The sequence below is a fragment of the Aeromonas sp. 2MA4 genome, assembly GCF_029237305.1.
GTDB classification, from domain to species: domain Bacteria; phylum Pseudomonadota; class Gammaproteobacteria; order Enterobacterales; family Aeromonadaceae; genus Aeromonas; species Aeromonas salmonicida.
In genome coordinates this window covers 1-25640 of sequence record NZ_JAACFY010000012.1, presented here as the reverse complement: position 1 = coordinate 25640, position 25640 = coordinate 1, and the positions used below count along the sequence as shown (strand labels likewise).

Annotated in this window: 21 protein-coding genes and 2 pseudogenes; 11 read left to right on the top strand and 12 right to left on the bottom strand. The window is 58.7% G+C overall.

Translation table 11 applies throughout. The features are described from left to right. Positions 1 to 54 precede the first annotated feature (54 nt). Positions 55 to 651, bottom strand: a complete 597-nt coding sequence (rdgB, locus tag GWQ31_RS13170; RefSeq protein WP_021140084.1) for an RdgB/HAM1 family non-canonical purine NTP pyrophosphatase — start codon at positions 649 to 651, stop codon at positions 55 to 57. A 235-nt stretch (positions 652 to 886) separates the two neighbouring features. Here rdgB and GWQ31_RS13165 point away from each other — a divergent pair, with 235 nt between their 5' ends. From GWQ31_RS13165 to GWQ31_RS13155, 3 genes are all read left to right on the top strand, one after another. Continuing rightward, positions 887 to 2050: a multidrug effflux MFS transporter gene (locus GWQ31_RS13165; protein WP_021140085.1), complete on the top strand. Its 1164-nt coding sequence runs from the start codon at positions 887 to 889 to the stop codon at positions 2048 to 2050. A gap of 107 nt (positions 2051 to 2157) precedes the next feature. Beyond that, positions 2158 to 3207 (top strand): oxidoreductase, encoded by a 1050-nt coding sequence (locus tag GWQ31_RS13160; RefSeq protein ID WP_275909543.1) that lies wholly within the window; start codon positions 2158 to 2160, stop codon positions 3205 to 3207. 310 nt (positions 3208 to 3517) lie between these two features. Then, a complete protein-coding gene (locus tag GWQ31_RS13155) occupies positions 3518 to 3763 on the top strand; it encodes a hypothetical protein (RefSeq protein ID WP_005318949.1) in 246 nt (81 codons plus the stop codon). A gap of 50 nt (positions 3764 to 3813) precedes the next feature. On the opposite strand, the pseudogene GWQ31_RS13150 reads toward GWQ31_RS13155, so the two are convergent. From GWQ31_RS13150 to GWQ31_RS13135, 4 genes and pseudogenes are all read right to left on the bottom strand, one after another. Further along, positions 3814 to 3936: pseudogene (locus GWQ31_RS13150) on the bottom strand (30S ribosomal protein S5 alanine N-acetyltransferase); the annotation flags it as partial. A gap of 46 nt (positions 3937 to 3982) precedes the next feature. Next, positions 3983 to 4096: pseudogene (locus tag GWQ31_RS13145) on the bottom strand (30S ribosomal protein S5 alanine N-acetyltransferase); the annotation flags it as partial. 46 nt (positions 4097 to 4142) lie between these two features. Continuing rightward, positions 4143 to 4694 (bottom strand): GNAT family N-acetyltransferase, encoded by a 552-nt coding sequence (locus GWQ31_RS13140; RefSeq protein ID WP_275909542.1) that lies wholly within the window; start codon positions 4692 to 4694, stop codon positions 4143 to 4145. 65 nt (positions 4695 to 4759) lie between these two features. Further along, positions 4760 to 5314, bottom strand: coding sequence for a GNAT family protein (locus tag GWQ31_RS13135; protein ID WP_275909541.1), 555 nt, complete (start codon positions 5312 to 5314; stop codon positions 4760 to 4762). 351 nt (positions 5315 to 5665) lie between these two features. Between GWQ31_RS13135 and GWQ31_RS13130 the strand changes: the two genes are divergently transcribed. Then, positions 5666 to 7432, top strand: a complete 1767-nt coding sequence (locus tag GWQ31_RS13130; RefSeq protein WP_275909540.1) for a M4 family metallopeptidase — start codon at positions 5666 to 5668, stop codon at positions 7430 to 7432. Between the two features lie 51 nt (positions 7433 to 7483). On the opposite strand, the gene GWQ31_RS13125 is transcribed toward GWQ31_RS13130, so the two are convergent. Then, complete coding sequence (locus tag GWQ31_RS13125; RefSeq protein ID WP_265421920.1) at positions 7484 to 8383, bottom strand: LysR family transcriptional regulator; 900 nt, start codon at positions 8381 to 8383, stop codon at positions 7484 to 7486. Positions 8384 to 8592: 209 nt separating this feature from the next. Between GWQ31_RS13125 and mdtH the strand changes: the two genes are divergently transcribed. After that, complete coding sequence (mdtH, locus tag GWQ31_RS13120; protein WP_275909539.1) at positions 8593 to 9786, top strand: multidrug efflux MFS transporter MdtH; 1194 nt, start codon at positions 8593 to 8595, stop codon at positions 9784 to 9786. A 62-nt stretch (positions 9787 to 9848) separates the two neighbouring features. Here the strand turns inward: mdtH and GWQ31_RS13115 are convergent, their stop codons facing one another. The 3 genes from GWQ31_RS13115 to aspA all read right to left on the bottom strand — a co-directional run bounded on the left by GWQ31_RS13115 (position 9849) and on the right by aspA (position 14024). Then, complete coding sequence (locus tag GWQ31_RS13115; RefSeq protein WP_275909538.1) at positions 9849 to 10934, bottom strand: porin; 1086 nt, start codon at positions 10932 to 10934, stop codon at positions 9849 to 9851. A 200-nt stretch (positions 10935 to 11134) separates the two neighbouring features. Further along, positions 11135 to 12454, bottom strand: coding sequence for an anaerobic C4-dicarboxylate transporter (locus GWQ31_RS13110; protein WP_021140093.1), 1320 nt, complete (start codon positions 12452 to 12454; stop codon positions 11135 to 11137). Between the two features lie 127 nt (positions 12455 to 12581). After that, a complete protein-coding gene (gene aspA / locus GWQ31_RS13105; protein ID WP_021140094.1) occupies positions 12582 to 14024 on the bottom strand; it encodes an aspartate ammonia-lyase in 1443 nt (480 codons plus the stop codon). A 450-nt stretch (positions 14025 to 14474) separates the two neighbouring features. Here aspA and GWQ31_RS13100 point away from each other — a divergent pair, with 450 nt between their 5' ends. Continuing rightward, positions 14475 to 14951, top strand: a complete 477-nt coding sequence (locus GWQ31_RS13100) for an FxsA family protein (RefSeq protein WP_275909537.1) — start codon at positions 14475 to 14477, stop codon at positions 14949 to 14951. A gap of 24 nt (positions 14952 to 14975) precedes the next feature. On the opposite strand, the gene GWQ31_RS13095 is transcribed toward GWQ31_RS13100, so the two are convergent. Beyond that, positions 14976 to 16346, bottom strand: a complete 1371-nt coding sequence (locus GWQ31_RS13095; RefSeq protein ID WP_059113491.1) for an MATE family efflux transporter — start codon at positions 16344 to 16346, stop codon at positions 14976 to 14978. 216 nt (positions 16347 to 16562) lie between these two features. On the opposite strand from GWQ31_RS13095, the gene GWQ31_RS13090 reads away from it, so the two are divergent. The 5 genes from GWQ31_RS13090 (at position 16563) to GWQ31_RS13070 (ending at position 21327) form a co-directional block, all read left to right on the top strand. Further along, entirely contained in the window at positions 16563 to 16856 is a 294-nt protein-coding gene (locus tag GWQ31_RS13090; protein ID WP_005318973.1) for a co-chaperone GroES, read from the top strand. A 41-nt stretch (positions 16857 to 16897) separates the two neighbouring features. Next, on the top strand, positions 16898 to 18532 hold the full coding sequence (gene groL / locus GWQ31_RS13085) for a chaperonin GroEL (protein WP_021140096.1): 1635 nt from the start codon (positions 16898 to 16900) through the stop codon (positions 18530 to 18532). 95 nt (positions 18533 to 18627) lie between these two features. After that, positions 18628 to 19125 (top strand): hypothetical protein, encoded by a 498-nt coding sequence (locus GWQ31_RS13080; protein WP_005318977.1) that lies wholly within the window; start codon positions 18628 to 18630, stop codon positions 19123 to 19125. A gap of 23 nt (positions 19126 to 19148) precedes the next feature. Further along, entirely contained in the window at positions 19149 to 21056 is a 1908-nt protein-coding gene (locus GWQ31_RS13075) for a bifunctional diguanylate cyclase/phosphodiesterase (RefSeq protein WP_275909536.1), read from the top strand. Positions 21057 to 21138: 82 nt separating this feature from the next. After that, on the top strand, positions 21139 to 21327 hold the full coding sequence (locus tag GWQ31_RS13070; RefSeq protein WP_021140099.1) for a hypothetical protein: 189 nt from the start codon (positions 21139 to 21141) through the stop codon (positions 21325 to 21327). Positions 21328 to 21399: 72 nt separating this feature from the next. Here the strand turns inward: GWQ31_RS13070 and rluA are convergent, their stop codons facing one another. Both rluA and rapA read right to left on the bottom strand, forming a co-directional pair. After that, positions 21400 to 22056 (bottom strand): bifunctional tRNA pseudouridine(32) synthase/23S rRNA pseudouridine(746) synthase RluA, encoded by a 657-nt coding sequence (gene rluA, locus GWQ31_RS13065; RefSeq protein ID WP_275909535.1) that lies wholly within the window; start codon positions 22054 to 22056, stop codon positions 21400 to 21402. A 182-nt stretch (positions 22057 to 22238) separates the two neighbouring features. Beyond that, positions 22239 to 25106, bottom strand: a complete 2868-nt coding sequence (gene rapA, locus GWQ31_RS13060) for an RNA polymerase-associated protein RapA (RefSeq protein WP_275909534.1) — start codon at positions 25104 to 25106, stop codon at positions 22239 to 22241. Positions 25107 to 25640: the final 534 nt, after the last annotated feature.

Sequence of the window (25640 nt, the reverse complement as noted above, 5' to 3'; positions counted from 1 at the left end):
GGCTGACGGCCCCCATTGTAGATGACAATGCTTGATTGGCGAGAGGCGGCGAACTCAGTGAGTCGCAGCCAGAGCGGCTTTCAGCTTGGCCAGCGCCTGGCCGCGATGACTCAGCTGGTTTTTCAGCTCGCTCGGCATCTGGGCCGAGGTGCAGTCATGGTCGGGGACAAAGAACACGGGATCATAGCCAAAGCCGTGCTGGCCGCGGGGCTCGTCGATGATCATCCCCTCCCAGCTTGCCTGGCAGATGATGGGGGTGGGATCGTCGGCGTGACGCATGTAGACCAGCACGCACCAGAAGCGGGCACTCTTGAGATAGTCGGGGGCACCCTTGAGCTCGGCCAGCAGCTTGTCGATGTTCTCCTTGTCGCTGGCACCGGCGCCTGCAAAGCGGGCGGAGTAGACGCCGGGGCGACCGTGCAGCAGATCTACTTCCAGTCCCGAGTCGTCGGCGACGGCGGGCAGACCTGTGATGCGGGCGGCGTGACGGGCCTTGATGATGGCATTCTCGACGAAGGTGGTGCCGGTCTCGTCGGCATCAGGCACAGCAAACTCGCTTTGTGGGATCACCTGGATCTTCATATCGGCCAGCATGGTGGCCAATTCCTTCACCTTTTTCTGGTTCCCTGTTGCCAGGACAAGCTTGTTCATCGAGCACCTCCGCAAAAATAATCTGCGCATTCTATGCGGGGCACGCCTTGAGTAAAAGCGCCAATTGCCCTCAATACTTCCGAGGCTTGCCGCTACCTTGACCCTGGTGGAGGTGCGAATAACATACATGTTTCCGTATAGGAATAACCAAAGTGATTAAATACCATTTCAATTCATTACTGTGAGTCAGTAGACTCGCGCCCCAATCGATTTTCCGTAAGCCATGAGGTGACTGATGCCATTGATTCTTCTGCTTGTACTACTGGTGCTGTTCAGTCCGCTGGCCATCGACATCTACCTGCCCGCCATTCCGCAGATGGCCGAGCAGCTAGGTGCCGAAGTGACACTGATGCAGGGTACCATCACCTGGTTTCTGTTCAGCATGGGGCTGGGTCAGCTGCTGGTGGGGCCGCTCGCAGACCGTTATGGCCGCAAGCCCATCGCCCTGGGCGGTGTGCTGCTCTATGGCCTGAGCGCCCTGGCGGCTGGCTTTGCCGCCAGCCTGGGTGAGCTGATGCTGGCGCGGGTGCTACAAGGCTTCGGCGCCTGTGCCACCTCGGTCGCCGCTTTTTCTGTGGTGCGTGACAGCTATGGTCCCAAGAAGAGCGGCCAGATGATCTCCTATCTCAATGGCGCCATCTGCTTCATTCCGGCGCTGGCGCCGCTGCTGGGGGGCTGGCTCACCGCCAAGGCAGGCTGGTCTGCCAACTTCTGGTTCATGGCAGGTTACGCGGCCATCGTCGGCAGCTGGCTGCTGTGGCGGATGCCGGAGACCCGCCCGGGCGAGACCAGCAGCAGTGGTCCGCTCATCAGCTGGTCCCGCTACAGCCCTGTGCTGCGCTCTCCCAGCTTCCTGTTCAACGCCTGTCTGTGCATGTTGGCGATGGCGGTGATCCTGGCCTATGTCACGGCCGCCCCTGTGCAGTTGATGGTGAAACTGGGGCTGGACATGAGTGGTTTCAGCTACTGGTTCACGGCCAATGCGGCGCTGAACATCCTCGCCTGCTTCCTGGCGCCCCGTTTCATCGCCAGAGTCGGGCCGAGACGCACACTGCGCATCGGTCTGCTGGTGATCACACTGTCAGCCATGGCGCTGACCCTGGTGCAGCATATCGACCACCCGCTGGCCATGATGGGGCCCGTGTTCTTCTCCAGCATCGGTTTTGCCATGGTGCTGGGGGCCGCGGCCGGCATGGCACTGGCACCGTTCGGCCACTGTGCCGGTACGGCAGCGGCCCTGCTCGGCCTGTTCCAGATGAGTGGCTCCGGCGCACTGGTTGGGATCACGGGCTGGTTGATGCCGGATCCGCTCAACCAGCTGGCGCTGCACATGTGGCTGCTGTTGCCGCCATTGCTGTTGCTGCTGACTCGTCAGGGCCGGCGCTTGTGTTTGCAATAAATCCTGTGCTCTGATGGGCACACTCAGGGGGCCATGAGCCCCCTGTTCTTTTTGCAGGCGACATCTCGCCTGACTCTCATGACACACAGACCCGTGGAGAAAACCGGATGAGCCAGACTCTCAACGCCGCCCTGGTGGGCTATGGCTTCGCAGGCAAGACCTTTCACGCCCCCTTCCTGACCAGTACTCCGGGCCTCTCCCTCAGTTGGGTCGTGAGCCGCGATGCGGCCAAGGTGCAGGCCGATCTGCCCGGTTGCCGGGTTGGCTCGCTGGAAGAGGTGTTGGCCGACAGCGCTGTGGATCTGGTGGTGATCGCCACCCCCAACGACACCCATGCCCCCATTGCCCGCCAGGCGCTGCTGGCCGGCAAGCACGTGGTGATCGACAAGCCGTTCGCGCTGGATCTGGCCGAGGCGAAGGCGCTGGTTGAGCTGGCCGGGGAGCAGCAGCGGCTGCTCAGCATCTTCCACAATCGGCGCTGGGACGGGGATTTTCTTACTGTGCGCCGTCTGCTGGCAGAGGGGGCCCTGGGGCAAATTGCCCAGTTCGAATCCCACTTCGACCGCTATCGCCCCGAAGTGCGCCAGCGCTGGCGCGAAGCTGGCGGCCCCGGCTCGGGTCTGTGGTTCGATCTTGGTCCTCATATTCTGGATCAGGCGCTGCAACTGTTTGGCCAGCCCGACTGGTTGCAGGCGGACTTGGCCCTTCAGCGGCCGGGTGCATTGAGCGATGACTACTTCCACGTGACGCTGGGCTATGGCGAATTGAGAGTGATATTGCACGGCAGCTGTCTGGTGTCGGCCACCATGCCTCGCTTCGTCATTCACGGCAGTGAAGGATCCTTCATCAAATTCGGCATGGACGTGCAGGAAGATCAGCTCAAACTTGGCAAGCGGCCCCCGGCGGCCGACTGGGGTCTGGATGATGAGCCCGGTCAGCTCAGCCGTATCCGGGAGGGCCAGTTGCAGCAAGAGACAGTGGTCGGTGAGGCAGGGGATTACGGTGCCTACTATCGCGGTGTTTGTGCTGCCATTCTGGGGGAGGGAGAGAATCCCGTCCCGGCCAGCGAGGCATTGGCCGTGATGGCGCTGCTGGATCTGGCCCGTGACAGCCACCAGCAGGGGAAACGGCTGGTTTGTCAGGTTTTGTCTGATTGATACTTCTGTCGTGGGTATCATTCGGCCAGATGCAACCACCACTTGCTGCCAGTGAATGTGCCATTCTTGGTGGTTTATTATACGAAGCGGCAGTTTGGTGAGTGTTTTGTGTTAATGTTTTTCGTTGTAGTAGTTCTTTTCATCTAGCTAACGAGAAAATATCATTGTGATACTCGTTTCCATTGGCCGCGTATGGGGATATATTTCGCGCGCCTCTTGGCTCCCGGCCTAATGGGTTTCTAACCGGGTGAAAGGACGCACTGTGATGGTTGAATGAACCATCTCTCCATATTTTTTTGAGGGTATGCACATGAACAAAGTACTGGTAGCCGGTATCCTGGGTCTGATGTTGACCGCCTGTGGTCAGAAAGAAGAAGCCGCTGCTCCGGCTGCGACTCCGGCCGCCGACGTTGCTGCAACTGTTGAGAAAGCCGCTAGCGAAGCCACTGCTACTGTAGAGAAGGCTGCTTCCGAAGCGACTGCAACTGTTGAGAAAGCTGCTGCTGATGTAGCCACCAAGGCTGAAGCCGCAGTGAGCGATGCCAAGGCCAACTAAGCCTGCACCTCATCTGAAGACGGGCCCAAAGGTAACTTTGGGCCCGTTTTTTATGCGTGATTGCAGGCCGGATTGATACGCGAAGTGAGGATGTGGTCCTCCCAGCGACCATTGATCATCAGGTAATCCTGGGCATAGCCCTCCCGCTCAAAGCCAAGGCGCTCGAGCAGGGCGGCGCAGCGCAGGGTGATTGACTGGCATATGGCTCGCTTTATGACGCTAGACCGCAGGGTTGAGCCGGGCGGTGAGAACATGATCCTCCCAGCGGCCATTGATCATCAGGTAATCCCGGGCATAGCCCTCCCGCTCAAAGCCAAGGCGCTCGAGCAGAGCGGCGCAGCGCAGGGTGATTGACTGGCATATGGCTCGCTTTATGGCACTAGACAGCGGGGTTGAGCCGGGCGGTGAGAACATGATCCTCCCAGCGGCCATTGATCATCAGATAGTCCCGGGCATAGCCCTCCCGCTCAAAGCCAAGGCGCTCGAGCAGGGCGGCGCTGCGCAGATTGGCTGGCATATAGCTTGCCATGACGCGGTGCAGGCCGTGTTCCCGAAACAGATAGGCTATTCCGGCACCGACCACCTCTTGCATCAGACCCTGACCCTCATGGGCTTTATCGACGGCATACCCGAGGTGACAGGCCTTGAACATGCCCATCATGATGTTGGTGAAGTTGCAGGTGGCGATCACCTGCTCGCCCTTGGGGTCGAGCGCCACCAGATGGACGGCGCTGCCGTTGAAGAACTGGCCATAGCTGTCGCGCAATCGACCATGCCAGTGACTCAGGGTATAGAAGCTCTCGTCACGGCTGGGTTCCCAGGGGCTGAGGTGAGCGCGGTTGCGCAGATAGAAATCCAGCATCAGGTCGGCCCGTTCGGGCGGCAGAACAGTGACTCGGGTGCGGGCCGTGCTGAGGTGTGGTAGTGCCATCAAGGTTCCCTCTGTGGATTCATGAGCATGGTGCCGGCCGCTGGGGGCAGGGCAGCCTGCGACCATCAGTGATCCCGTTGTCTTAGCCAGTCATCGCGCAGCAGGCCGTAGTGGACGTGATCCACCACCCGATCTGTCAGCCGCTCGGCCCGCCGTGTGATCCCCTCCTGCTGCATGCCGAGTCGTTCGCACACAGCCCGGCTCGGCTCGTTCTCCACCGCCGCGCTTATCTCGACCTTTTCCATTCCCATCTCTTCAAAGGCGTGATGGATCAATGCCTGACAGGCGCGGGTGATGATGCCGTTGCCCTGCCAGCGCTCCGCCAGCCAGTAGCCTATGGTGACCTTGGCCAGCGCCTGATCGATCTGGTTGTAGCCGATGACGCCAACCACTTCCCCCTGATATTCGATGGCGGTGGTCAGCCCCTCGCCCCGGGCAAATTTCTCGATGGCGTGGCGGATGAAGGTGGCGCTGTCAGCCGGCTGCTGTATGTAGGGGGGCCAGGGCAGCCACTGGGTGAGGTAGTCGCGGTTCTCCCGGCACAGGCCGAAAAGTTCGCTGGCCATGTCGGGCTGCAAAAACAGCAGTGCCAACTCGTCGTCCAGTTGCCATGAAAACATCCTTACCTCCCACCCGAAAATAGGCCTTTGCTGGCCGCCAAACAGCCAATGTAGCCAATCAACCCCTTGTTCGCCAAGGACTTTCATCCTCTCACTTGCGTCCGCTATCCCCATATGGAGGGGCCCATATGCGGGGTTGTTCGAGGCCTTGCCATTCTCCGCCCTTTTTCAGCGCGATTCACTACTTCTGGTTTTGTTTTCGCTACTGAACAGGTGTAACAGCAGATCCTGCTGCGGGTTCATGCTGCTCTGTCACATATGACAGGCAGCAATTTTGATCTCGACAACTAGTGTAGGAACGCCGGGCAACGGATCCGGCGTGTAACCTTCATCGACCTAAGGAAAGACGAGATGAACAAAGTGTATTTGGCCGTGGTATTGGCCTGCTGGGGAAGCGCAGCCTTGGCTGCAGAACAGGTAGAAGTGCATCAGGTCGCGGGTATTCAGGGGGCACCGAGCGGCGCTGCCGGTGTCAGCGCTCTGGCCGGGGATGGCGAGTTTCGTCAGGTACGGGTAGTCAAGTTGCCCAATGGCCAGCAGCGGGTTCGCTATGAGCAAACCTGGCGCGGCATTCCGGTTTGGGGTCAGGTGCTGGTGGCCGAACAGTCTCTCGGTGGGCAGATAAGCCAGGTTTCCGGCCAGATGTTGCGCCAGATTGATGCCGACGTGGCCAGCCCTACCGCCGCCCTGTCGCCAGCTGACGCTGCTGGCAAGGCCCGTGCCGGGGCCAAGGGCAGCAACGAGCGGGTCAAGCTGTTCGTGATGCAGGATGAGGCAGGTCAGGCCCGTCTGGTCTATCTGGTCTCCTGGCTGGCGGCAAGCGAAGAGCCGAGCCGCCCCTTCGTGGTGATCGATGCCCAGAGCGGCGCCGAGCTCATGCGTTGGGAGGGGATCAACCACAAGGATGCCACAGGCCCGGGTGGCAACATCAAGACCGGCAAGTACTTCTATGGCGCGGACTTCGGCCCCCTGCTGGTGGATGACAGCTGCCGCATGACCAGCCCGAACGTGGATACCATCAACCTCAATCACGCGACCTCGGGTGGCGCCGTGCACCAGTTCACCTGCCCGGAGAACACGGTCAAGGAGATCAATGGCGCCTACTCGCCGCTCAACGATGCCCACTACTTCGGCAATGTTGTGTTCAACATGTATCGCAACTGGTACAACACGGCGCCGCTCAACTTCAAGCTGAAGATGCGGGTGCACTACAGTCGCAACTATGAGAATGCCTTCTGGGACGGCAGCCAGATGACCTTCGGGGATGGTGCTACCACCTTCTATCCGCTGGTGAGCCTGGACGTGGCGGCCCACGAGGTGAGCCACGGTTTTACCGAACAGAACTCGGGGCTGGTCTATTCCGGTCAGTCAGGTGGCATCAACGAAGCTTTCTCCGACATGGCGGGGGAAGCGGCCGAGAACTTCATGAAGGGCAGCAATGACTGGCTGGTGGGCGCCCAGATCTTCAAGGGCAACGGCTCCCTGCGCTACTTCGAGGATCCGACCAGGGATGGCCGCTCCATCGGTCATGCCAGCGATTACTACGATGGCATCGACGTGCACCACAGCTCGGGTGTCTACAACCGCGCCTTCTACCTGCTGGCTAATACCAGTGGCTGGAACACCCGCAAGGCATTCGAAGTGTTTGTGCTGGCCAACCGGCTTTACTGGGGCGCCAATACTACCTTCGATCAAGGCGCTTGTGGCGTGACCAGGGCGGCCACCGACCTGGGCTACAGCCTGACTGACGTGGCGGCAGCCTTTACTACTGTCGGGGTCAATGCCTCCTGTGGTACCACGCCCCCCCCCGGCAGCGTGCTGCAAAACGGGGTCCCCGTGAGCGGGCTCTCCGCCGCCAAGGGTGGCAAGGTGAACTTCACTATCGATGTGCCGGCCGGCAAGAGCCAGCTGGTGGTCGCCAGCAGTGGTGGCACAGGTGATGCGGATCTCTACGTCAAGTTTGGTTCGGCTCCGACCAGCACCAGCTATGATTGCCGCCCCTACAAGATTGGCAATACCGAGACCTGCACCCTGAACTCGCCCCAGGCGGGTACCTGGTATGTGCAGCTGAGCGGCTTCAGCGCCTTCTCCGGGGTGACCCTCAAGGCGACCTACTGATCCTTGGTTGATGTGACTTAGCGTTTGGCGCCGGACTTGTCCGGCGCTTTTTTATGCAGATTTGCCTGACCAGTGCCGGGCAAGGGTTCTGGCTGCCTCCAGTACCCGCTCCTTGGCTGGATTGGGCCGCTTGCCGCTACGCCAGGCCATCATGACATCCCAGTGATCCGGCGGCAGGTCTACCACATCCAGCTGGACCAGGCGGCCAAACTCCAGATCCCGGCTGATGGCGAGTGCCGGCATCAGTGTGATGAAGCCGTGCTCCAGCGCCAGTTCCCGCGCCGCGCTGGCGGGCTGAATGGCGTGCAGCGGGCTCGTTACCTGACGCAGCAGCCGCAGTTGCAGGATCAGCTCGTCACAGCCGATGCCCCACTGCTGGGGAGCCAGCCGCTCGTTGGCGATATCTTGCAGGGTCAAACCTTGTTTTCCCGCCAGCGGATGGGTGGCGCAGGCCACCGCTATGATGGGGGAACGGTAGAGCAGTTCGAGCTGGATACCGGCTATGGCGGGGCACTTGAGGATGAAGCCGACGTCGGTTTCCCCGGTCAGCAGTTCCTGCATTATGATGCCTGAGTGATCTGTGTTGCAGCGGATCTCGAACGCTTCGTCTACCAATGCCAGCAGCAGGGGGCCAAACACTACCGTGGTCAGGGAGGGCAGGCAGGAGAGCTTGATGCGTGGCAGGGCCGGTGCTCCCTGCATCGCCAGGCGACCCCCTTCCAGTGCACTCAGGGCGGCTGCCGCCGCAGGCAAAAACTGCTCGCAAGCCGGAGTGGGCGTGGCCCCACGTCTGTGGCGGCGAAACAGGGGCTGCCCCAGCGCCTGCTCCAGTACGGCGATCCGCTGGCTGACCATGGGTTGCGACCAGCCACGAATGGCTGCCGCCTTGCTGAAGCTGCCGCGATTGACCACATCCAGTAGTAATTGCAAGTCATCCAGGGTCATAGCCATAACGTAATCCAATATGAAATATAGCCAGTTGTCGGCTACCACTATATCTGGCGCCCTTCCAGAATAGCAGTCTCAATTGTTGCGAATTGGCATATTGCCATGCCGGGTCAGAGGGTTTCAGTTACCCTTTGCCCGATTTGACGACGGTGTCATCCGGGCGATGAGACGAGCGAGTTGGATGTCATTAGCAAAGCAGGGGTCAGGCAGTCATGGTGGAGCGGGCGAGGCGGTTGGGGCGGTGGTTTTTGGCGTTGGATTCCCTCTTGGTGATCCTGGGATTTTTCGTGGTGATGCCCATGATCAGTCTGCGCTTCGTGGATCAGCTGGGCTGGGCGGCCGGTGTGGTCGGTCTGGCGCTGGGGTTGCGTCAGCTGACCCAGCAGGGATTGGGGGTGCTGGGGGGATCGCTGGCAGACAAGTTCGGTGCCCGGCCACTCATAGTGGGGGGCATGCTGTTGCGGGCCGCGGGGTTTGCCAGTCTGGCCTATGCCCAGAGCGGGCTTGAGCTGATCCTCTCCTGCATCATCTCGGGGCTGGGTGGTTGCCTGTTCGATCCACCCCGTGCCGCCTTGGTGATCAAGTTTACCCGCCCGCGTCAGCGGGGCCGTTACATCTCCTTGCTGATGATGCTGGAGAGCGCCGGCGCCGTGGTGGGGGCCCTGCTTGGCAGCTGGCTGCTCAACTTCGACTTCGAGTATGTCTGCCTGCTTGGGGCGGGTCTGTTTGTCTGTGCGGCCCTGTGCAACCTGCTGATCCTGCCCCCCTACAAGCTCTCGCAGCGGCCGACGCCTATCCGTGCCGGTCTGGGCCAGGTGCTGGCGGACACGGCCTTCTGCCGGCTGGTGCTGATCCTGAGCGGCTACTACGCGCTCTGGGTACAGGTGATGCTGATTTTCCCCATCCTGGTCAAACAGATGGCGGGCACCACCACGGCGGTTGGCTGGATGTATACCCTGGAGACCGCCATCTCGCTGACGCTGCTCTATCCGCTTGCCCGCTATGGGGAGAAGCACTTCAAGCTGGAAAACCGCCTGATGGCGGGCGTACTGCTGATGACAACCGGGATCGGGCTGGTGGCGTTTGCCACTACGCTGCCCGCCGTCTTCGTATTGCTGGCCTGCTTCTATCTGGGGATCGTCATCGCCGAGCCGGCGCGAGAGACGCTCATGACCAAGTTGGCACAGCCGGGGGCTCGTGGCAGTTACATGGGATTCAGCCGGCTGGGGCTGGCGCTCGGTGGCATGACGGGATACGTGGGGGGCGGGGCCCTGTATGACTACGCCAACGTCCAGGGGCAGCCCTGGTTACCTTGGCTGGTGCTGGGAACGGTTGGCGTGACTAGCTTGTTGCTGCTGGTGAACTGCTTTCACCGCGAGCCGAGTCTGGCGCGGGTCAACATCTGACGGGCAATAAAAAACCGGCCGCAGGGCGGCCGGTAAAATACAGTAGGCAATTCAGGGAAAACTTAGAAGTTGTACTGCAGGGCCACGGCGACCACGTCGTCGGTGTTCTTGCCGAGCGAGTTGGTGTGGGTACCGTTGACGTTGTCCAGCAGGTTGATCTTGTAATCAACATAGGCATTGAAGTTGTCGGTGAAGTTGTACCAGGCACCGATGGAAACATATTCGGTGGCGGTATCGTCAATGCCGCGGGCATTGTCTTTCACGTCGGTACGCAGGTAGGCCAGAGACGGCTTGAACTTGCCGAAGGTGTACTGGGCCACGGCTTCGTAGCCATCCATCTTCTCGGCGTAGCCGTTGTTGACGAACAGGTGGTCTTCACCGTGGGAGTAAGTAGCGGCCAGGTAGAGGTCGCCGACGGCGTACTTGGCACCCACACCGTACAGCTTGGCATCGCGGTCGCCACCGAAGGCAGCGTTGTCAGCCTGCTCGTCGGTCTTGCCAGCCTGGTTGTAGGCGGCACCCAGACTCAGACCCATGTCGAAGTCATAGTTGGCGGACAGGGCGAAACCTTCAGCAGACCCTTCTGAATTCCAGGTGCTGTTCGGGACGGTCATCTCGGAACGGCCAGCGTTCTGCGGATCGTTGTTGCCGGTGAACTGGGCACCCAGGGTCAGACCCTGATAGGTGTAGATGTACTGAGCCAGACCGTTGGTGCGGCCGGTGCCGAATACTTCGGTGTCTTTACCCAGGCCATCACCACCCCATTCCGGCAGCACGTCTGTGTAGTTGTTCACCGCCTTGGTGAACAGGCCATCCTGACGACCATAGCTGAAGGCACCGAAACGATCGTGCTTGATACCGGCGAAGGCATAACGCAGTTCGTCGTTGTCAGAACCGGATACCGGCAGGTTGTACTCGGCAAAGCCGAAAGCGGTCAGCTCGTTGTCGATCTTGGTTTCGCCGGCAATGTGCAGACGCAGATAGCTCTTGTCGCCTTCAGAACCGTTGTTATCAGTGCCGTAGTACATGCCTTGAGCACGGCCACCTATCTCGAGTTTGGTGTCGTTTTGGTCATAGACGGTCGCGGCTTGGGCGCCGCCGGCCAGCAGCACGCTGGAGATGGCCATAGTCAATGCTGTCTTCTTCATCGTTTTTTCCTCTGTGTAAACAATGTCGGACCTGTGCTCGGTCCTGCAGGATCGGTTGCTGTTCCGATGGCCCAGAGTAGATCTGTGAACCTTGATAGGAACTGAAGCGGTCGAGGATTAATTGGCGGAGAAAGGGAAAAACGAGGAATAAAAAACGGCCCAATGAGGGCCGTTTGAGTTTTTATGGCATTAAATGCTGATTAGAGCATCATACCGCCAAAGAAGAAGCCCAGTGCCACGGCGAACGCTATGGTCGCGGTGCCGGGGATGAAGAAGGGGTGGTTGAACACGGCCTTGCCGATCCGGGTCGAGCCGGTGTCGTCCATTTCGACTGCGGCCAGCAGGGTCGGGTAGGTCGGCAGCACGAACAGGGCACTCACGGCGGCGAAGGAGGCGATGGCGGTCAGCGGGCTGACACCCAGTGCCAGCGCGGCCGGCATCAGGGCCTTGGTGGTGGCGCCTTGTGAGTAGAGCAGCATGGCGGCGAAGAACAGCACCACGGCCAGCAGCCAGGAGTACTGGTTCAGCAGGTCGCCAGCGATCAGCTGAATGGTGTCCATGTTGCCTTTCACGAAGACGTTGCCCAGCCAGGCCACACCCAGTACACAGATACAGGCGGACATACCGGACTTGAAGGTCGGCATGTTGGTGATTTGAGTGGCGTCCAGTTTGCAGACCAGGGTCATGATGGTAGCAGCAGCCAGCATGATGCCCATGATGGCACCGTCACGGGGAATTGGCGGGTTGGTGATCAGCCCCACTTTGCCTGAGATGGCGGTGGCATAAGCCATGACGGCCACGATGGCGGCGATGAAGATCCAGACAGACACCTTGGCGTAAGGTTTCAGCTCCAGCTTGGTGGTGCCGCGCAGCTTGATCAGCCCTTTGGCTTTACGCTCCAGATAGACTTCATCCTGATCCAGCGGTTTGCCCATCATGTTGGCAATGAAGGCGCCCAGGATACAGGCGATGAAGGTGGACGGAATGCAGATGGCCAGCAGGGTCAGGTAGTCGACACCGAACGGCTCAAGCATGCCGGAGAAGGCAACCACGGCCGCGGAGATTGGGGAGGCGGTGATGGCAATCTGGGAGGCGACGACCGCGATGGAGAGCGGACGGGAAGGACGAATGCCCTGCTCCTTGGCCACTTCGGCGATTACCGGCAGGGTGGAGAAGGCGGTGTGACCGGTACCGGCCAGCATTGTCATCAGATAGGTGACGATGGGGGCGGCAAAGGTGATGTACTTGGGATTCTTGCGCAGAGCCTTTTCTGCCAGCGAAACCAGGTAGTCCATGCCACCGGCCAGTTGCATACAGGCAATGGCACAGATGACGGACGCGATGATCATGATCACGTCCCAGGGGATGAAGGTGACCAGCTGGTCGCTCGGAATTTGTACCCCCAGGCCCCAGGTCAGCACCAGCACACCCAGACCACCGGCAAAGCCGATACCGATACTGCCTATCCGGGCACCCAGATAGATAGCGGCGAGCACGACAAGTAACTCGATAACAATCATAGCGAACACTCCATTTTCCAGTTTTTTTAGGTTTTATTTGGCAGAAAAGCCAATTCCCGATGGGACTGGGTGAGACCGATCGGGAACTGACTTTATGGGCCGGGATAAACCCGACCCATTTTCTCGCTTATACGGTGGCTTCGCGGGTGTAGCGCTTGGCTTTGTATTGCGGGTTCATCAGGTTCTCGATGGAGAGGATTTCGTCCAGCTGTTCGGCGGTCAGCAGGCCGCGTTCCAGCACGACCTCACGAACGTTCTTGCCGGTCTGGGCGCAGATCTTGCCGACGATATCCCCCTCGTGGTGGCCGATGAAGGGGTTCAGGTAGGTCACGATGCCGATGGAGTTCAGCACGTGGTTCATGCAGATTTCCGGGTTGGCGGTGATCCCTTCCACACACTTCTCGCGCAGGGAGATACAGGCTTTTTCCATCAGGCTCAGGGATTCGAACATGGCCTGACCAATCACAGGCTCCATGACGTTCAGCTGCAGCTGACCGGCTTCGGCGGCGAAAGTGATGGTGACATCGTTACCGAATACCTTGAAGCAGGTCTGGTTGACCACTTCCGGGATAACCGGGTTGACCTTGGCCGGCATGATGGAGGAACCCGCCTGCATTTCCGGCAGGTTGATCTCTTTGAGTGCAGTGCGCGGACCGGAAGAGAGCAGACGCAGGTCATTACAGATCTTGGACATTTTCATGGCCAGACGCTTGATGGCACCGTGCAGCATCACATAGGCACCACAGTCGGAGGTTGCTTCGATCAGGTCTTCTGCCGGAACATAAGCACGACCGGTGATCTCGGCCAGGCGCTTGATGGCCAGGGCAGAGTACTCGGGCGGGGTGTTCAGGCCGGTGCCGATGGCGGTTGCGCCCAGATTCACTTCCAGCAGCAGCTCCTGGCAACGCTTGATGGACTTGATCTCTTCACGCAGGGTAACGGCGAAGGCGTGGAACTCCTGACCCAGTGTCATGGGCACGGCATCCTGCAGCTGGGTACGACCCATCTTCAGGATGCTTTTGAATTCCTTGGCCTTGCCATCGAAGGCGGCGATCAGTGCTTCCAGGGCATGCAGTGTGGTGTCTGTGCTGTTTACCACGGCAACGCGGAAGCCGGTAGGGTAGGCGTCGTTGGTGGATTGGCATTTGTTGACGTGGTCATTGGGGTTGATGACGTCGTAACGGCCCTTCTCCAGACCCATGATCTCGAGGGCGATGTTGGCCAGTACTTCGTTGGTGTTCATGTTGACGGAGGTGCCTGCACCACCCTGGTAAACGTCGACCGGGAACTGGTCGAAACATTTGCCGGTGTTCAGCATCAGGTCGCAGGCTTCTACGATCTTGTCAGCAATTTCAGGACGGATGGTGCCCAGTTCGCCGTTCGCCAGGGCGGCGGCCTTCTTGGTCAGCACCATGCCGCGGACAAATTCCGGAACGTCAGAAATCTTCTGAGTGCTCAGCTTGAAGTTTTCGACTGCGCGCTGGGTATGCACGCCGTAGTAGAGCTCATTGGAAACTTCTTTGGTGCCCAGCAGGTCTTCTTCAATGCGGACGTTCTTGATGTCGCTCATTGTAATGCCTCAGAAATCAGATAAATGGAAACGATCCTCACCGAGTGGTCGCGAGTTCCTTACGCACGGCTCATCCTGAAGCACCACACATCGAGTGGGGCAGTTGGGAGCGTTTTTTGCTCCCTTAATTACTAGCGTCGATATTACCTCAATTGAGGTATCTGATATTAGACCTGGATCACTAAATTTGAGACAACCTCAAATAACTTGTGGTCATTAAACAGATATTGCAATTGAGCGATTAACTTTGACAGAACAAGGACTTCAATCACAGTCTGCCATGCCGGTTTTTCTGAATATCTGGCGCTCTGTCACCCTTCACACTTGAAAAATGGGTGTCGACCCCCACTTTAATATTCAGGAACCGGCTTTGTGGCGTGTTGGCAGCGAAATATGCGTTTGCTGCAAGAGTTCACGGGTTCATCCAAATTCACTCGCACTGAGGTTGTTATGGGCAAGTTATTTCTGTTGTTGGTCGGTCTGGTGCTGCTCGAGCTCACCGTGATGATCGAGGTGGGCTCCGTGATTGGCGCCTTGCCAACCGTAGGCTTGCTGGTGCTGACCGCCGTGCTCGGGTCATCGCTGGTTCGCAGTGAAGGCCTCAAGACCCTGCTCAATGCGCAGCAAAAAATGCAGCAAGGGGAGATGCCTGGTCGTGAGGTGATGGGGGGCATGATGCTGGCGCTGGCCGGCTTGCTGCTGATCATCCCGGGCTTTGTGACCGACTTCTTCGGTATCCTGTTGCTGCAGCCTTGGCTGCGCAACAAGCTGGCTGACAAACTCATTGGCAGCAATCAGTTCCGGATGCAGATGGGCGGTTTTCATGCCCAGCAGCCCCCATTCGAGGCGCGTCCAGGCGAGGAACAACCGGGTCAGGTCAATCGTGGCGGGACCACCATCGAAGGCGAATTCGAGCGTAAAGAGTAAGCCTCTGTAGCGAAGCTGTGCCTGTCAGGGTTTGCCCTGATGACACAATCGCTCGAAACGGTGGCGGGCATACCACCATGCCAGAGTGCCCGCTGCTAGATTTGCCAGCAGTATCCCCAGATAGACTCCCTGTTCCCCTCCCAGCTCCGCCCCCAGCCAGGCCCCTGGCAACAAGAAGACAAACAGCCGCAATCCGTTGAACAGAAACGAGATACTCGATGCCCTGACGCCGTTGAGTGCCGAGGCCAGCAGCATCACCATGCCCTGGAAGCCATACCCTATGGGTACTAGGTGCAAATACAGAATGATGAGGCGCACTACTTGTGGATGATCGCTGAACAGGTTGGCGATAAGCGGTGCCAGCAACCAGGTCAGCCCGTATACCCCGAGCTGGAACAGCAAAGCGAAGCGCATGCAAAATTGCAGTGCGGCCCTGGCGCGGGCCGGGTTGCCAGCCCCGCAGTTTTGCGAGATGAAGGGGGCCAGCACGGAGGAGAGCGCCATCATCACTATGAGCAGCAGTGCCTCGACCCGGGAGGCGGCGCCGTAGGCGGCCACCACTTCGGTGCCCAGACCGGCGAAGATGATCATCAGCACCGCATTGGCCAGGGGGTTGAGCATGTTGGTGAAAGAGGCCGGCACGGCCACGTGGAGCAAGGCGCGCCAGTGGGCCAGCAATTGTGGGCGAGGGGATAGGCGCCATCGCAGCAAGCCTTCCCGATGGCGCAATATGTAGAGGCTGACCAGCATGGCCATCAACCAGGAGATCGACGTGGCGATGGCCGCCCCGCGGATCCCCCATTCGGGAAAGGGGCCTATGCCAAAAATGAGCAGGGGATCCAGCACGCCGTTCACCAGCCCCGCCACCGTCATCACCAGGCTGGGCGTTTTGGTATCCCCGGTGGCCCGAATGGCGGCATTGCCCACCATGGGCAGCACCAGCATGGGCACGGTCAGATACCAGATAAGCATGTAGTCATAGATGAGGCGGATCAGCTGATCGCTGGCGCCGAGCAGCCGAAACAGGGGCTGTATGGTGCATGCTCCCAGCAGCGAGAGGAGCGTGACCAGCACCACGGCCAGAAACAGGCAGTCGGTGGTGATGCGGGCGGCTTCGTCATGTTTGCCCTGACCGAGGGCATGGCCGATGACGGCGGAGAGTCCGGCCCCCAGCCCCATTGCCAGCGAGGTGACCACGAAGGTGACCGGGAAGGTGAAGCTGATGGCGGCGAGTGCCTGGGTGCCCAGCATGCCGATGAAGAAGGTATCGACCAGATTGAATGCCAGTATGGCGATGATGCCGAGGATCATGGGGCCCGTCATGCGCAGCAGCACGGACGTCATGGGGGCGGTCAGCAGGGGGTTGGGTCGGGTCACGAGCTCGTCTCTATACATCTGGCGAAGTGAGTTCTGGCTGCAGGCAGCACAAACCCGGTTTCCTGACCGGGACACGGGCGATCCATCGAAGATATTCATAGTACGTGAAAATATTTTTTTTGTATTTGCCCTTGAAGGGTTAACAAAAACGCCCCACATCAGAGACATATCTAATTTGGCCAGGAATGGCCATTCCTCAAAGCAACACAGAGACTCATTTTGGGAGAGTTATCGATGAAAATTCGTCCACTGCACGACCGCGTCATCATCAAGCGCATCGAAGCTGAAGCCAAATCCGCTGGCGGCATTGTCTTGACTGGTACTGCGGCCCAGAAGTCCACCCGTGGTGAAGTACTTGCCGTGGGGACTGGCCGAATTCTGGATAATGGCGATGTCAAAGCCCTCGCCGTCAAGGTTGGTGACAAGGTGATCTTCAACGAGGGCTACGGTGTGAAGACCGAGAAGCTGGATGGTCAGGATGTACTGATCCTGTCTGAAACCGACATCCTGGCGATTGTCGAAGCGTAATCCACCCTTTCCCCTGCGAATTGATTGAAGGATTGAAGAAAATGGCAGCTAAAGAAGTCAAATTTGGCAACGAAGCCCGCATCAAGATGCTGGAAGGCGTAAACATCCTGGCCGATGCCGTCAAGGTTACCCTGGGTCCTAAAGGCCGCAACGTGGTACTGGACAAGTCCTTCGGTGCACCGACCATCACCAAGGATGGCGTCTCCGTGGCGCGTGAAATCGAACTGGAAGACAAGTTCCAGAACATGGGCGCCCAGATGGTCAAGGAAGTTGCTTCCAAGGCCAACGATGCTGCCGGTGACGGTACCACCACAGCAACCGTACTGGCTCAGGCCATCGTCAACGAAGGTCTGAAGGCCGTTGCTGCCGGCATGAACCCCATGGATCTGAAGCGCGGTATCGACAAGGCAGTGATCGCCGCCGTTGCCGAGCTGCAAGTGCTGTCCCAGCCGTGCGCTGACAACAACGCCATCGCTCAGGTAGGCACCATCTCCGCCAACTCCGACGAGAAAGTGGGCAAGCTGATTGCTGAAGCCATGGACAAAGTCGGCCGTGATGGCGTCATCACGGTTGAAGATGGTCAGGGCCTGGACGACGAGCTGGCTGTGGTAGAAGGCATGCAGTTCGACCGTGGCTACCTCTCCCCCTACTTCGTCAACAAGCCGGAAACCGGTGCCGTTGAGCTGGATGATCCCTTCATCCTGCTGGTGGACAAGAAAGTATCCAACATCCGCGAAATGCTGCCGGTGCTGGAAGGCGTTGCCAAAGCAGGCAAGCCGCTGCTGATCGTTGCCGAAGACGTGGAAGGCGAAGCGCTGGCGACCCTGGTAGTCAACACCATGCGTGGCATTGTGAAAGTGGCTGCCGTCAAGGCGCCGGGCTTCGGTGACCGTCGCAAGGCCATGCTGCAGGATATCGCCATGCTGACCGGTGGTACCGTGATCTCTGAAGAAGTGGGCATGGAGCTGGAAAAAGCGACCCTGGAAGATCTGGGCCGTGCCAAGCGTATCGTCATCACCAAAGAGAACACCACCATCATCGATGGCGTGGGTGATGCTGCCCTGATCGAAAGCCGTGTGGCCCAGATCCGTCAGCAAATCGAAGAGACCTCTTCCGATTACGACCGTGAGAAGCTGCAAGAGCGCGTAGCCAAACTGGCGGGTGGCGTTGCCGTGATCAAGGTCGGTGCTGCGACCGAAGTCGAGATGAAAGAGAAGAAAGCCCGTGTTGACGATGCCCTGCACGCAACTCGCGCTGCCGTAGAAGAAGGCGTTGTTGCTGGTGGTGGTGTGGCGCTGGTACGCGTTGCCGCCAAACTGGCCGGTCTGCGTGGTGACAACGAAGATCAGAACGTGGGTATCAAGGTTGCCTTGCGCGCCATGGAAGCCCCGCTGCGTCAAATCGTCATCAACGCTGGCGAAGAAGCCTCCGTCATTGCCAACGCCGTGAAAAATGGTGAAGGCAACTTCGGCTATAACGCTTACACCGAACAGTACGGTGACATGCTGGCCATGGGGATCCTGGATCCGACCAAGGTCACCCGTTCTGCTCTGCAGTTCGCCTCTTCCATCGCCGGCCTGATGATCACCACAGAGTGCATGATCACCGAGCTGCCGAAGAAAGATACCCCTGCCATGCCTGACATGGGCGGCATGGGTGGCATGGGTATGATGTAATTCAGTCCTGGTTACCAAACGGCTCGCTTTTGCGGGCCGTTTTTTTTATGGCGACTAAACTGAGTCTATTGTTGGTGACTTTTTCTGAGGTGAGTATGCGTGCACTGGGTTTGATTCCATTACTGTTTTCTCTGGCGATGCCGGTTATGGCCCTTGAGGCGCCGCAGGGCCCCGTCATCTTGACGGTGACCGGCAATGTGAAGCCTGCCGAGGCAACAGAGGGAGAGGTGGCTTTCGATCTGGCCATGCTCAAAGCCTTGCCCCAGCATGAAATAGTGACGGGAAATCCCTGGGTCGACAAACCGCACAAGTATGTGGGACCCAAGCTGGCAGATGTACTGGCTGCCGTCGGAGCGGATGGCAAATCCATTACCCTGACCGCCCTGAACAGTTTTCAGATACGGATCAACTGGGACAAGGTCAGCAAATACGATCCCATTCTGGCCTGGCAAGATGACGGTGTGACCATGCGGGTACGGAATAAGGGGCCGCTTTGGTTTATCCTACCGCTTGATCAGCATCCGGAGCTGAAACGATCAGAGTTCACTGACATGATGATCTGGCAGTTGAATGCGGTTGACGTTCAACATTGATATAACGGCGTGCGGGAGTGCGAGTGAAAGCAAAGACCAAGGCGTGGCCTTTACTTGTCGTTCTTTACCTATCCATCCTGTTGTTTACGGGAAGTACCCTGTATTGCCTCGCGCAGATACAGAATGCGACCCGGGTGATGGAAAAGTACACCTATGACGTCTCTTGGGCGCTGATGCAGTTGCAGCTGGAGTTGGGGCGCTTCCTCAACTCCGTCGAGATCTACCATTATGGTGGCATCGATCACGACACTCTGATGCTGCGTTACGACATCCTCTGGAGCCGCACGCCAATCCTGCTCAGCGGGCAGTTGCGCCAGAGCATGAAAGACAAGCAAAAGACCCTGCGTCTGGTGCAGCTGATTGAAAGCAACATCCGCGAGATGGAGTCCAACATCACCAATCTGAAGTCGGGCACGCCAGAGTATCAGCAAATCATGATGCGATTGGCCCCTCTGCAAGAACCTCTCTCCTACTCTCTCGCCTCTGTGATGCAAAAGAACATCAATGTCTATTCCGGTAATGACAAACGCTTTGGCCAACTGCGCAACGCCTTGCTGTTTATGGTTTCCGGTCTGGTGTTGTCCGTGATGCTGCTCAGTGGCCTGCTGATCCGCGAGGCGCGTCGCCATTTCCGGGCTGCAAGAGTCGATCCCCTGACCGGGCTGGTCAATCGGCTGGCGTTGCTGGAGAAGATGGAATCGTACGCAACCAAGGAGATACCATTTGGTTTGGTACTGGTCGATATCAACGATTTTCGGGATATCAACAGCAAATTTGGCTACAACACCGGTGACTTCTTGCTGCAGGAGATGGCAAAGCGGGTTCGCGGCCTGTGTGAAAACGGTGAGTGGGTGGCGCGTCTGGGTGGAGATCAGTTTGCTATTATCCAGCGCGAGAGCAGTGACCTGCGACAGGTGAGAGAGCTGGTTGTACGCCTGCTTCATGCGCTCAAGCAAGACATCATCATCGACAACTACCCCTTCCGGCTGGAGGTGGGGATAGGTATCGCCTTCTTCCCGATGGACAGCAAGCTGACCCAGGAGCTGCTCAGTCGGGCCGAGCAGGCGCTGTTCCACAGTCGCAAGACCCATGTCCCTTATGTCATCTATGACAACTCGCTGCTCAATGAAACTGCGCGGCGCAAGCATCTGGCAAGCGACATGATCATGGCGCTGGAGCACAACGCACTCGAACTGTATTACCAGCCCATCGTCAATCTTGAAAGCGGTCGCTGCGAGGCTGTCGAAGCGCTGCTGCGCTGGCGTCACCCTGAATTGGGGTTCATTCCGCCCAACGAGGTGATCCAGGTGGCGGAAGAGTTCCAGCTGGCCGAGAAACTGGGCAGCTGGGTGCTGAACACCGCCTGTGAGCAGCTCTATCAGTGGCAGCAGCTTGGACTGGTCGACTTGCAAATGTGCGTGAATATCTCGCCTGGCATGTACCAGCGCAATTTGTTGAAACTGGTCGCCAAGGCGTTGATGGATCACCATATCCCGGCCGCCAGCCTGGTGTTGGAGGTGACGGAAGACACCACAATGCGCGAGGTGAAGAATTCCCTGCAGCTGATGCAGGATCTGAATCAACAAGGGGTGCAGTTGGCGCTGGATGATTTCGGTACCGGCTACTCATCTCTCAGCTATCTGCAGAAACTGCCGGTCAGCAAGGTAAAGATCGATCGCTCCTTTATCCAGGGGATCGATACCTCGATAGAAGCATCTGAATTGGTCGCCAACATTTGCCGTATGGGTTCCATGCTGGGCAAGAGTCTGGTGTGCGAAGGGATTGAAACTCAGGCGCAGCTCGATGTTTTGCGCACACTCACTGATATGCATCTGTATGGACAAGGTTATCTGTTCAGCCGCCCCGAGCAGGCCGAGAAGATATATCAGACTCTTCTGGAGATGGAGGAGGCGTGGTTGAAGCGGAGCTAGCCGGGTAAGGCGTATTTAATTTAGCCAAAACAGTTCATGTTTGGCGCAAGATGGCCGATAGTCTTAGGGCAGGAGGTACACCATGGATATATCTAGTTCTGCTAATGCGTCGTTTGGTTCTGCGTTGATGACGGCCAGTCTGGCCAAAAAACAGCAGACTCAAGAGGGCGAAGCTGCGCTGAAGCTGTTGCAAAATGCAGCCCAATCCGCGCCGGTTGCACCGACATCGGCCAGCGGCTCGCTGGGAAGCAAGATCGATATTCGCGTCTGACCCTAATGAAAAAGCCCCCATCTCGCGATGGGGGCTTTTTTATATCTGCGATTTGCTTCGCATCCCTTCAGGTCAGAGCGGGAAGGGCGCTGGCGCCTCGAAGGTCATCCGCTCGCCGCTGCGGGGGTGGCTGATGGTCAGCATGGCCGCATGCAGGTAAAGATGGGGCGCCGCCGCCAGCGCACCCGGATGGGCATAGAGGTTGTCACCCAGAATCGGGTGCCCCAGCTCCAGCATATGGACGCGCAGCTGGTGGGAGCGACCCGTGATGGGGGTCAGCTTGATCAGGCTGTTGCCGTTCTCCACCTTCAGCTTTTCCCACAGGGTCAGGGCGTGGCGCCCCTCTTCGAAATCCACCTTCTGCTTCGGGCGGTTGGGCCAGTCGACGCAGAGCGGCAGGTCAACCTGACCCGACTCTGCCTCCGGCTCGCCCCACACCCAGGCGAGGTAGTGCTTCTCGGTCTCCCGCTCGCGAAATTGCCGACTCAGCTCCCGATGAGAATTGGGGGTGAGGGGTATGACAATGACGCCAGTGGTGGACATGTCGAGGCGATGGGCTGCCGCCGCCTTGGGGTGCTGCTGCTTCACCCGATGCAGGACGCTGTCTTCATTCTCGGGACCGCGCCCGGGGACGCTCAGCAGGCCGGTGGGCTTGTTGACCACCATGATGTCCTTGTCCTTGAACAGGATATCGAGCCAGGGTTCCAGAGGCGGTGAGTATTCAAACATAAATGTCTCGCATCAAAAGGTGGGGGCAAGCCCCCATCAGTTATGGGTAACCACAATCATAAAGGGCATGGGATCCCGCGTGAGCCGGAGCAGGTCATGCCTCTTCACTGCCTTGTCAGTTATGGATGACCACGACAATAAAGTGCATGGCATCCAGCCTGAGCCGGATCAGGTTTGCCGCGTCAGTTATGGGTGACCACGATAAAGCGGATTGCATCCAGCTTGAGTTGGGTCTGATCGATCAGGTGGTGCAATTCTGCCTGCAGATTGCGCAGATAATCCAGTTCGCTGTCTCGCACGTTCGGGTTGACCGCCTTGAGCGCTTCCAGACGATCCAGATCCTGCTGCAGGGTCTGCGCCATCTGGGCACGGGCCTTGTCGACAATCCCGGCTTTCAGCTCTTCGGCAATGGCCTGGCCCTTGCCAATCAGACCGTGGATCACCGGTTGGGACGCGGTGACCAGCTTGCTGCCGAGGTGGCGATTGACCGGAGTCAGCTGGCGGTTGAAGGCATCGAACGCCACTTTCTCACCCAGATTCTGGCCGTTCTTGTCCATCAGCAGACGGATCGGCGTCGGCGGCATGAAGCGGTAGAGCTGGGGATGGGCCGCAGACTCGGCAACGAAGATCAGCTCAAGCAGGATGGAGCCGATGGGCAGCGCCTTGTTCTTGAGCAGTGCGACCGAGGTGGCACCGATCTCGGAGCCCAGGATCAGGTCGATACCGCCGCGCATCATGGGGTGATCCCAGGAGAGCAGCGCCATGTCATCCCGCGACAGGGCAGTGTTGCGATCGAAGGTGATGGTCATGCCGTCTTGCGGCAGGCCCGGGAAGCTGGAGACCAGCATGTGATCCCCGGGGGTCAGCACCAGCGCGTTCTCGCCACGGTCATCCTGATTGACGCCGATCTCGTCGAACATCTTGAGAGCGAAGGAGATCATACCAGTGTCGTCATCTTCGGCGGCCAGCTTGTCGACCAGCTGCTGGGCGGCGGCGCCACCGCTGGAGTGGATCTCCAGCAGGCGATCGCGACCCTGCTCCAGTCGGGCCTTGAGCGGCTCGTGCAGTTCGCGGGTCTTGATCAGCAGGGCGTCGAGGGTCGCCTGATCGCCGGTGTTGGCGGCTAGCAGCTCGAACAGCTCTTCACGTACCGCTTCGAATACCGGGCGGGCAGTCGGGCAGGTCTGCTCGAACGCGTCCAGACCATCGTGATACCAGAGCAGCAGGGCGCGCTGGGCAGTCCCTTCCAGATAGGGAACGTGGATCTCGACGGTATTCTGCTGACCGATACGATCCAGTCGGCCGATCCGCTGTTCCAGCAGATCCGGGTTGAGGGGCAGATCGAACAGCACCAGATGGCTGGCAAACTGGAAGTTGCGCCCTTCTGAGCCGATCTCGGAGCAGAGCAGCACCTGGGCGCCACCCTCTTGCTGGGCAAAATAGGCGGAGGCCTTGTCCCGCTCGAGGATCGACATCCCTTCGTGGAACACTGCACCACGGATCCCTTCACGGGTGCGCAGCGCCTCTTCCAGCGCGATAGCAGTCGCCGCTTCGGAGCAGATCACCAGCACCTTCTGCTGGCGGGCTGAGAGCAGCAGCTCCAGCAACCATTCTACGCGCGGGTCGAACTGGGTCCAGGTTGCGTTGTCGCCTTCGAACTGCTGGAAGATCTTCTCGGGGTAGAGGTAGCGCAGGGCGCGGGTCTGCAGATCGCCACCGTTGCCACCCATCATGCCCATCACCTTGATGGCGGTCTTGTACTGCTCCGGCAGCGGCATGGGGTAGACGTTGAGGTGACGCTCGGGGAAGCCCTGAATATTGGCGCGGCTGTTGCGGAACAGTACCCGGCCGGTGCCATGCTGGTCCAGCAGCTTGGCGACCGCCTGCTGGCGGGCGGCGGCATCGCTCAAGTCCAGCCCTTCCAGCTGGCTGGCGAGGATCTGTCTGGCTTCATCGCTCAGGGTCTCGCCATCCAGCAGCTCTTGCGCGGCGCTCGCGACCTGACCATAGGCCTGCTCCTCGGCGAGGAAGGCTTCGTAGTCGTAAAAACGCTCGGGATCGAGCAGGCGCAGACGAGCAAAGTGGCTCTGGTGACCCAGCTGATCCGGGGTTGCGGTCAGCAGCAGCACGCCCGGCACCTGTTCGGCCAGCGCTTCCACCATTTCGTAGGCACGGCTCGGCGCCTCTTCACTCCACTCCAGATGGTGCGCTTCGTCGACAACCAGCAGATCCCACTCGGCTTCCAGCACTTGCTCGAAGCGACGGCGCTTCTTGCGCAGGAAGTCGAGGCTGCAGATCACCAGCTGTTCGGTCTCGAAGGGGTTCTCCGCATCGGCAAACGCCTCGATGCAGCGCTCCTCGTCAAACAGGGAGAAGTGCAGGTTGAAGCGGCGCAACATCTCGACTAGCCACTGGTGCTGCAAGGTTTCGGGCAGCAGGATCAGCACCCGATGGGCGCGGCCGGAGAGCAGCTGCTGATGAATGATCATGCCCGCTTCGATGGTCTTGCCCAGACCCACCTCATCGGCCAGCAGTACGCGTGGAGCGTAGCGGTGACCCACCTCGTGGGCGATATAGAGCTGGTGCGGGATCAGGCTGACCCGGCCGCCTGCCAGACCGCGAGTCGGGTTGCGACGACGCTGGTGCTGGTTGACCAGCGCCTCGTAGCGCAGGGTGAAGCGGGACATCCGATCGATCTGACCGGCGAACAGGCGATCCTGCGGCTTGTTGAACTTGATAAAGTTGTTGAGAAACACTTCTTTGAGGGCAACGGGCTCATTATTGTCGGTGCGCACACCTACATATATAAGCAGGCCGTCTTTCTCCTGCACTTCTTCGACCGTCATGGTCCAGTCTTCGTGACTGGTGATCTGATCGCCCACATTGAAGCTGACCCGGGTGACCGGCGCCTCTTCTTTGGCATACATGCGGTTTTCACCGGTAGCCGGAAACAACAGGGTAACCATGCGTCCTTCAACAGCAACGACAGTCCCCAACCCCAGATCCGTCTCTGTATCACTAATCCAACGCTGGCCAAGTGCAAAAGGCATTAAACTCTCCAAAGCCCAAGAGTGTGTGAATCGCAAAGGGGCGCTATGTTACCCGAAGGCGTGACCTCGATCACCATGCATATAGAAGTGGGCGGTGCCAATTCGCTACAAGTTTGATCTATCGCTGCCAAGACATCATTGAAGATAGGCATATGTCGTCATATGAGTGTGTTGTTGCGGGATAAACAGTCTTTTTGGTGAATTGATGAGCTGTTGAGATAATAATTCGAATTTAATTCGAAACGCCCCTTGCAAGCGTGATCCAGATCCCTATAATGCGCCACATCGACAGGGCAAGCGGCAACGCAATCAAGCCGGTCGGTGCCTCGAAAAGCCTTTGAAAATAAGGCTTGACTCGAGAAGGCGGTTGAGTAGAATTCCACTCCCGCAGCAACACACTGTTGCGTCGCTCTTTAACAATTTGAATCAAGCAATCTGTGTGGGCACTCACAGCATCGAACATCAAACAATTTTGTTGATTTTCAATGTCTGGTGAAGTGACCAAGACGATTTCTTAGCAATAAGAAGTCGAAC

What these genes read in the sequence shown, in the direction of transcription:
- rdgB (WP_021140084.1), bottom strand. Translation starts at nt 651, where the DNA reads ATGAACAAGCTTGTCCTGGCAACAGGGAACCAGAAAAAGGTGAAGGAA.
- GWQ31_RS13165 (WP_021140085.1), top strand. Translation starts at nt 887, where the DNA reads ATGCCATTGATTCTTCTGCTTGTACTACTGGTGCTGTTCAGTCCGCTG.
- GWQ31_RS13160 (WP_275909543.1), top strand. Translation starts at nt 2,158, where the DNA reads ATGAGCCAGACTCTCAACGCCGCCCTGGTGGGCTATGGCTTCGCAGGC.
- GWQ31_RS13155 (WP_005318949.1), top strand. Translation starts at nt 3,518, where the DNA reads ATGAACAAAGTACTGGTAGCCGGTATCCTGGGTCTGATGTTGACCGCC.
- GWQ31_RS13140 (WP_275909542.1), bottom strand. Translation starts at nt 4,694, where the DNA reads ATGGCACTACCACACCTCAGCACGGCCCGCACCCGAGTCACTGTTCTG.
- GWQ31_RS13135 (WP_275909541.1), bottom strand. Translation starts at nt 5,314, where the DNA reads ATGTTTTCATGGCAACTGGACGACGAGTTGGCACTGCTGTTTTTGCAG.
- GWQ31_RS13130 (WP_275909540.1), top strand. Translation starts at nt 5,666, where the DNA reads ATGAACAAAGTGTATTTGGCCGTGGTATTGGCCTGCTGGGGAAGCGCA.
- GWQ31_RS13125 (WP_265421920.1), bottom strand. Translation starts at nt 8,383, where the DNA reads ATGGCTATGACCCTGGATGACTTGCAATTACTACTGGATGTGGTCAAT.
- mdtH (WP_275909539.1), top strand. Translation starts at nt 8,593, where the DNA reads ATGGTGGAGCGGGCGAGGCGGTTGGGGCGGTGGTTTTTGGCGTTGGAT.
- GWQ31_RS13115 (WP_275909538.1), bottom strand. Translation starts at nt 10,934, where the DNA reads ATGAAGAAGACAGCATTGACTATGGCCATCTCCAGCGTGCTGCTGGCC.
- GWQ31_RS13110 (WP_021140093.1), bottom strand. Translation starts at nt 12,454, where the DNA reads ATGATTGTTATCGAGTTACTTGTCGTGCTCGCCGCTATCTATCTGGGT.
- aspA (WP_021140094.1), bottom strand. Translation starts at nt 14,024, where the DNA reads ATGAGCGACATCAAGAACGTCCGCATTGAAGAAGACCTGCTGGGCACC.
- GWQ31_RS13100 (WP_275909537.1), top strand. Translation starts at nt 14,475, where the DNA reads ATGGGCAAGTTATTTCTGTTGTTGGTCGGTCTGGTGCTGCTCGAGCTC.
- GWQ31_RS13095 (WP_059113491.1), bottom strand. Translation starts at nt 16,346, where the DNA reads ATGTATAGAGACGAGCTCGTGACCCGACCCAACCCCCTGCTGACCGCC.
- GWQ31_RS13090 (WP_005318973.1), top strand. Translation starts at nt 16,563, where the DNA reads ATGAAAATTCGTCCACTGCACGACCGCGTCATCATCAAGCGCATCGAA.
- groL (WP_021140096.1), top strand. Translation starts at nt 16,898, where the DNA reads ATGGCAGCTAAAGAAGTCAAATTTGGCAACGAAGCCCGCATCAAGATG.
- GWQ31_RS13080 (WP_005318977.1), top strand. Translation starts at nt 18,628, where the DNA reads ATGCGTGCACTGGGTTTGATTCCATTACTGTTTTCTCTGGCGATGCCG.
- GWQ31_RS13070 (WP_021140099.1), top strand. Translation starts at nt 21,139, where the DNA reads ATGGATATATCTAGTTCTGCTAATGCGTCGTTTGGTTCTGCGTTGATG.
- rluA (WP_275909535.1), bottom strand. Translation starts at nt 22,056, where the DNA reads ATGTTTGAATACTCACCGCCTCTGGAACCCTGGCTCGATATCCTGTTC.
- rapA (WP_275909534.1), bottom strand. Translation starts at nt 25,106, where the DNA reads ATGCCTTTTGCACTTGGCCAGCGTTGGATTAGTGATACAGAGACGGAT.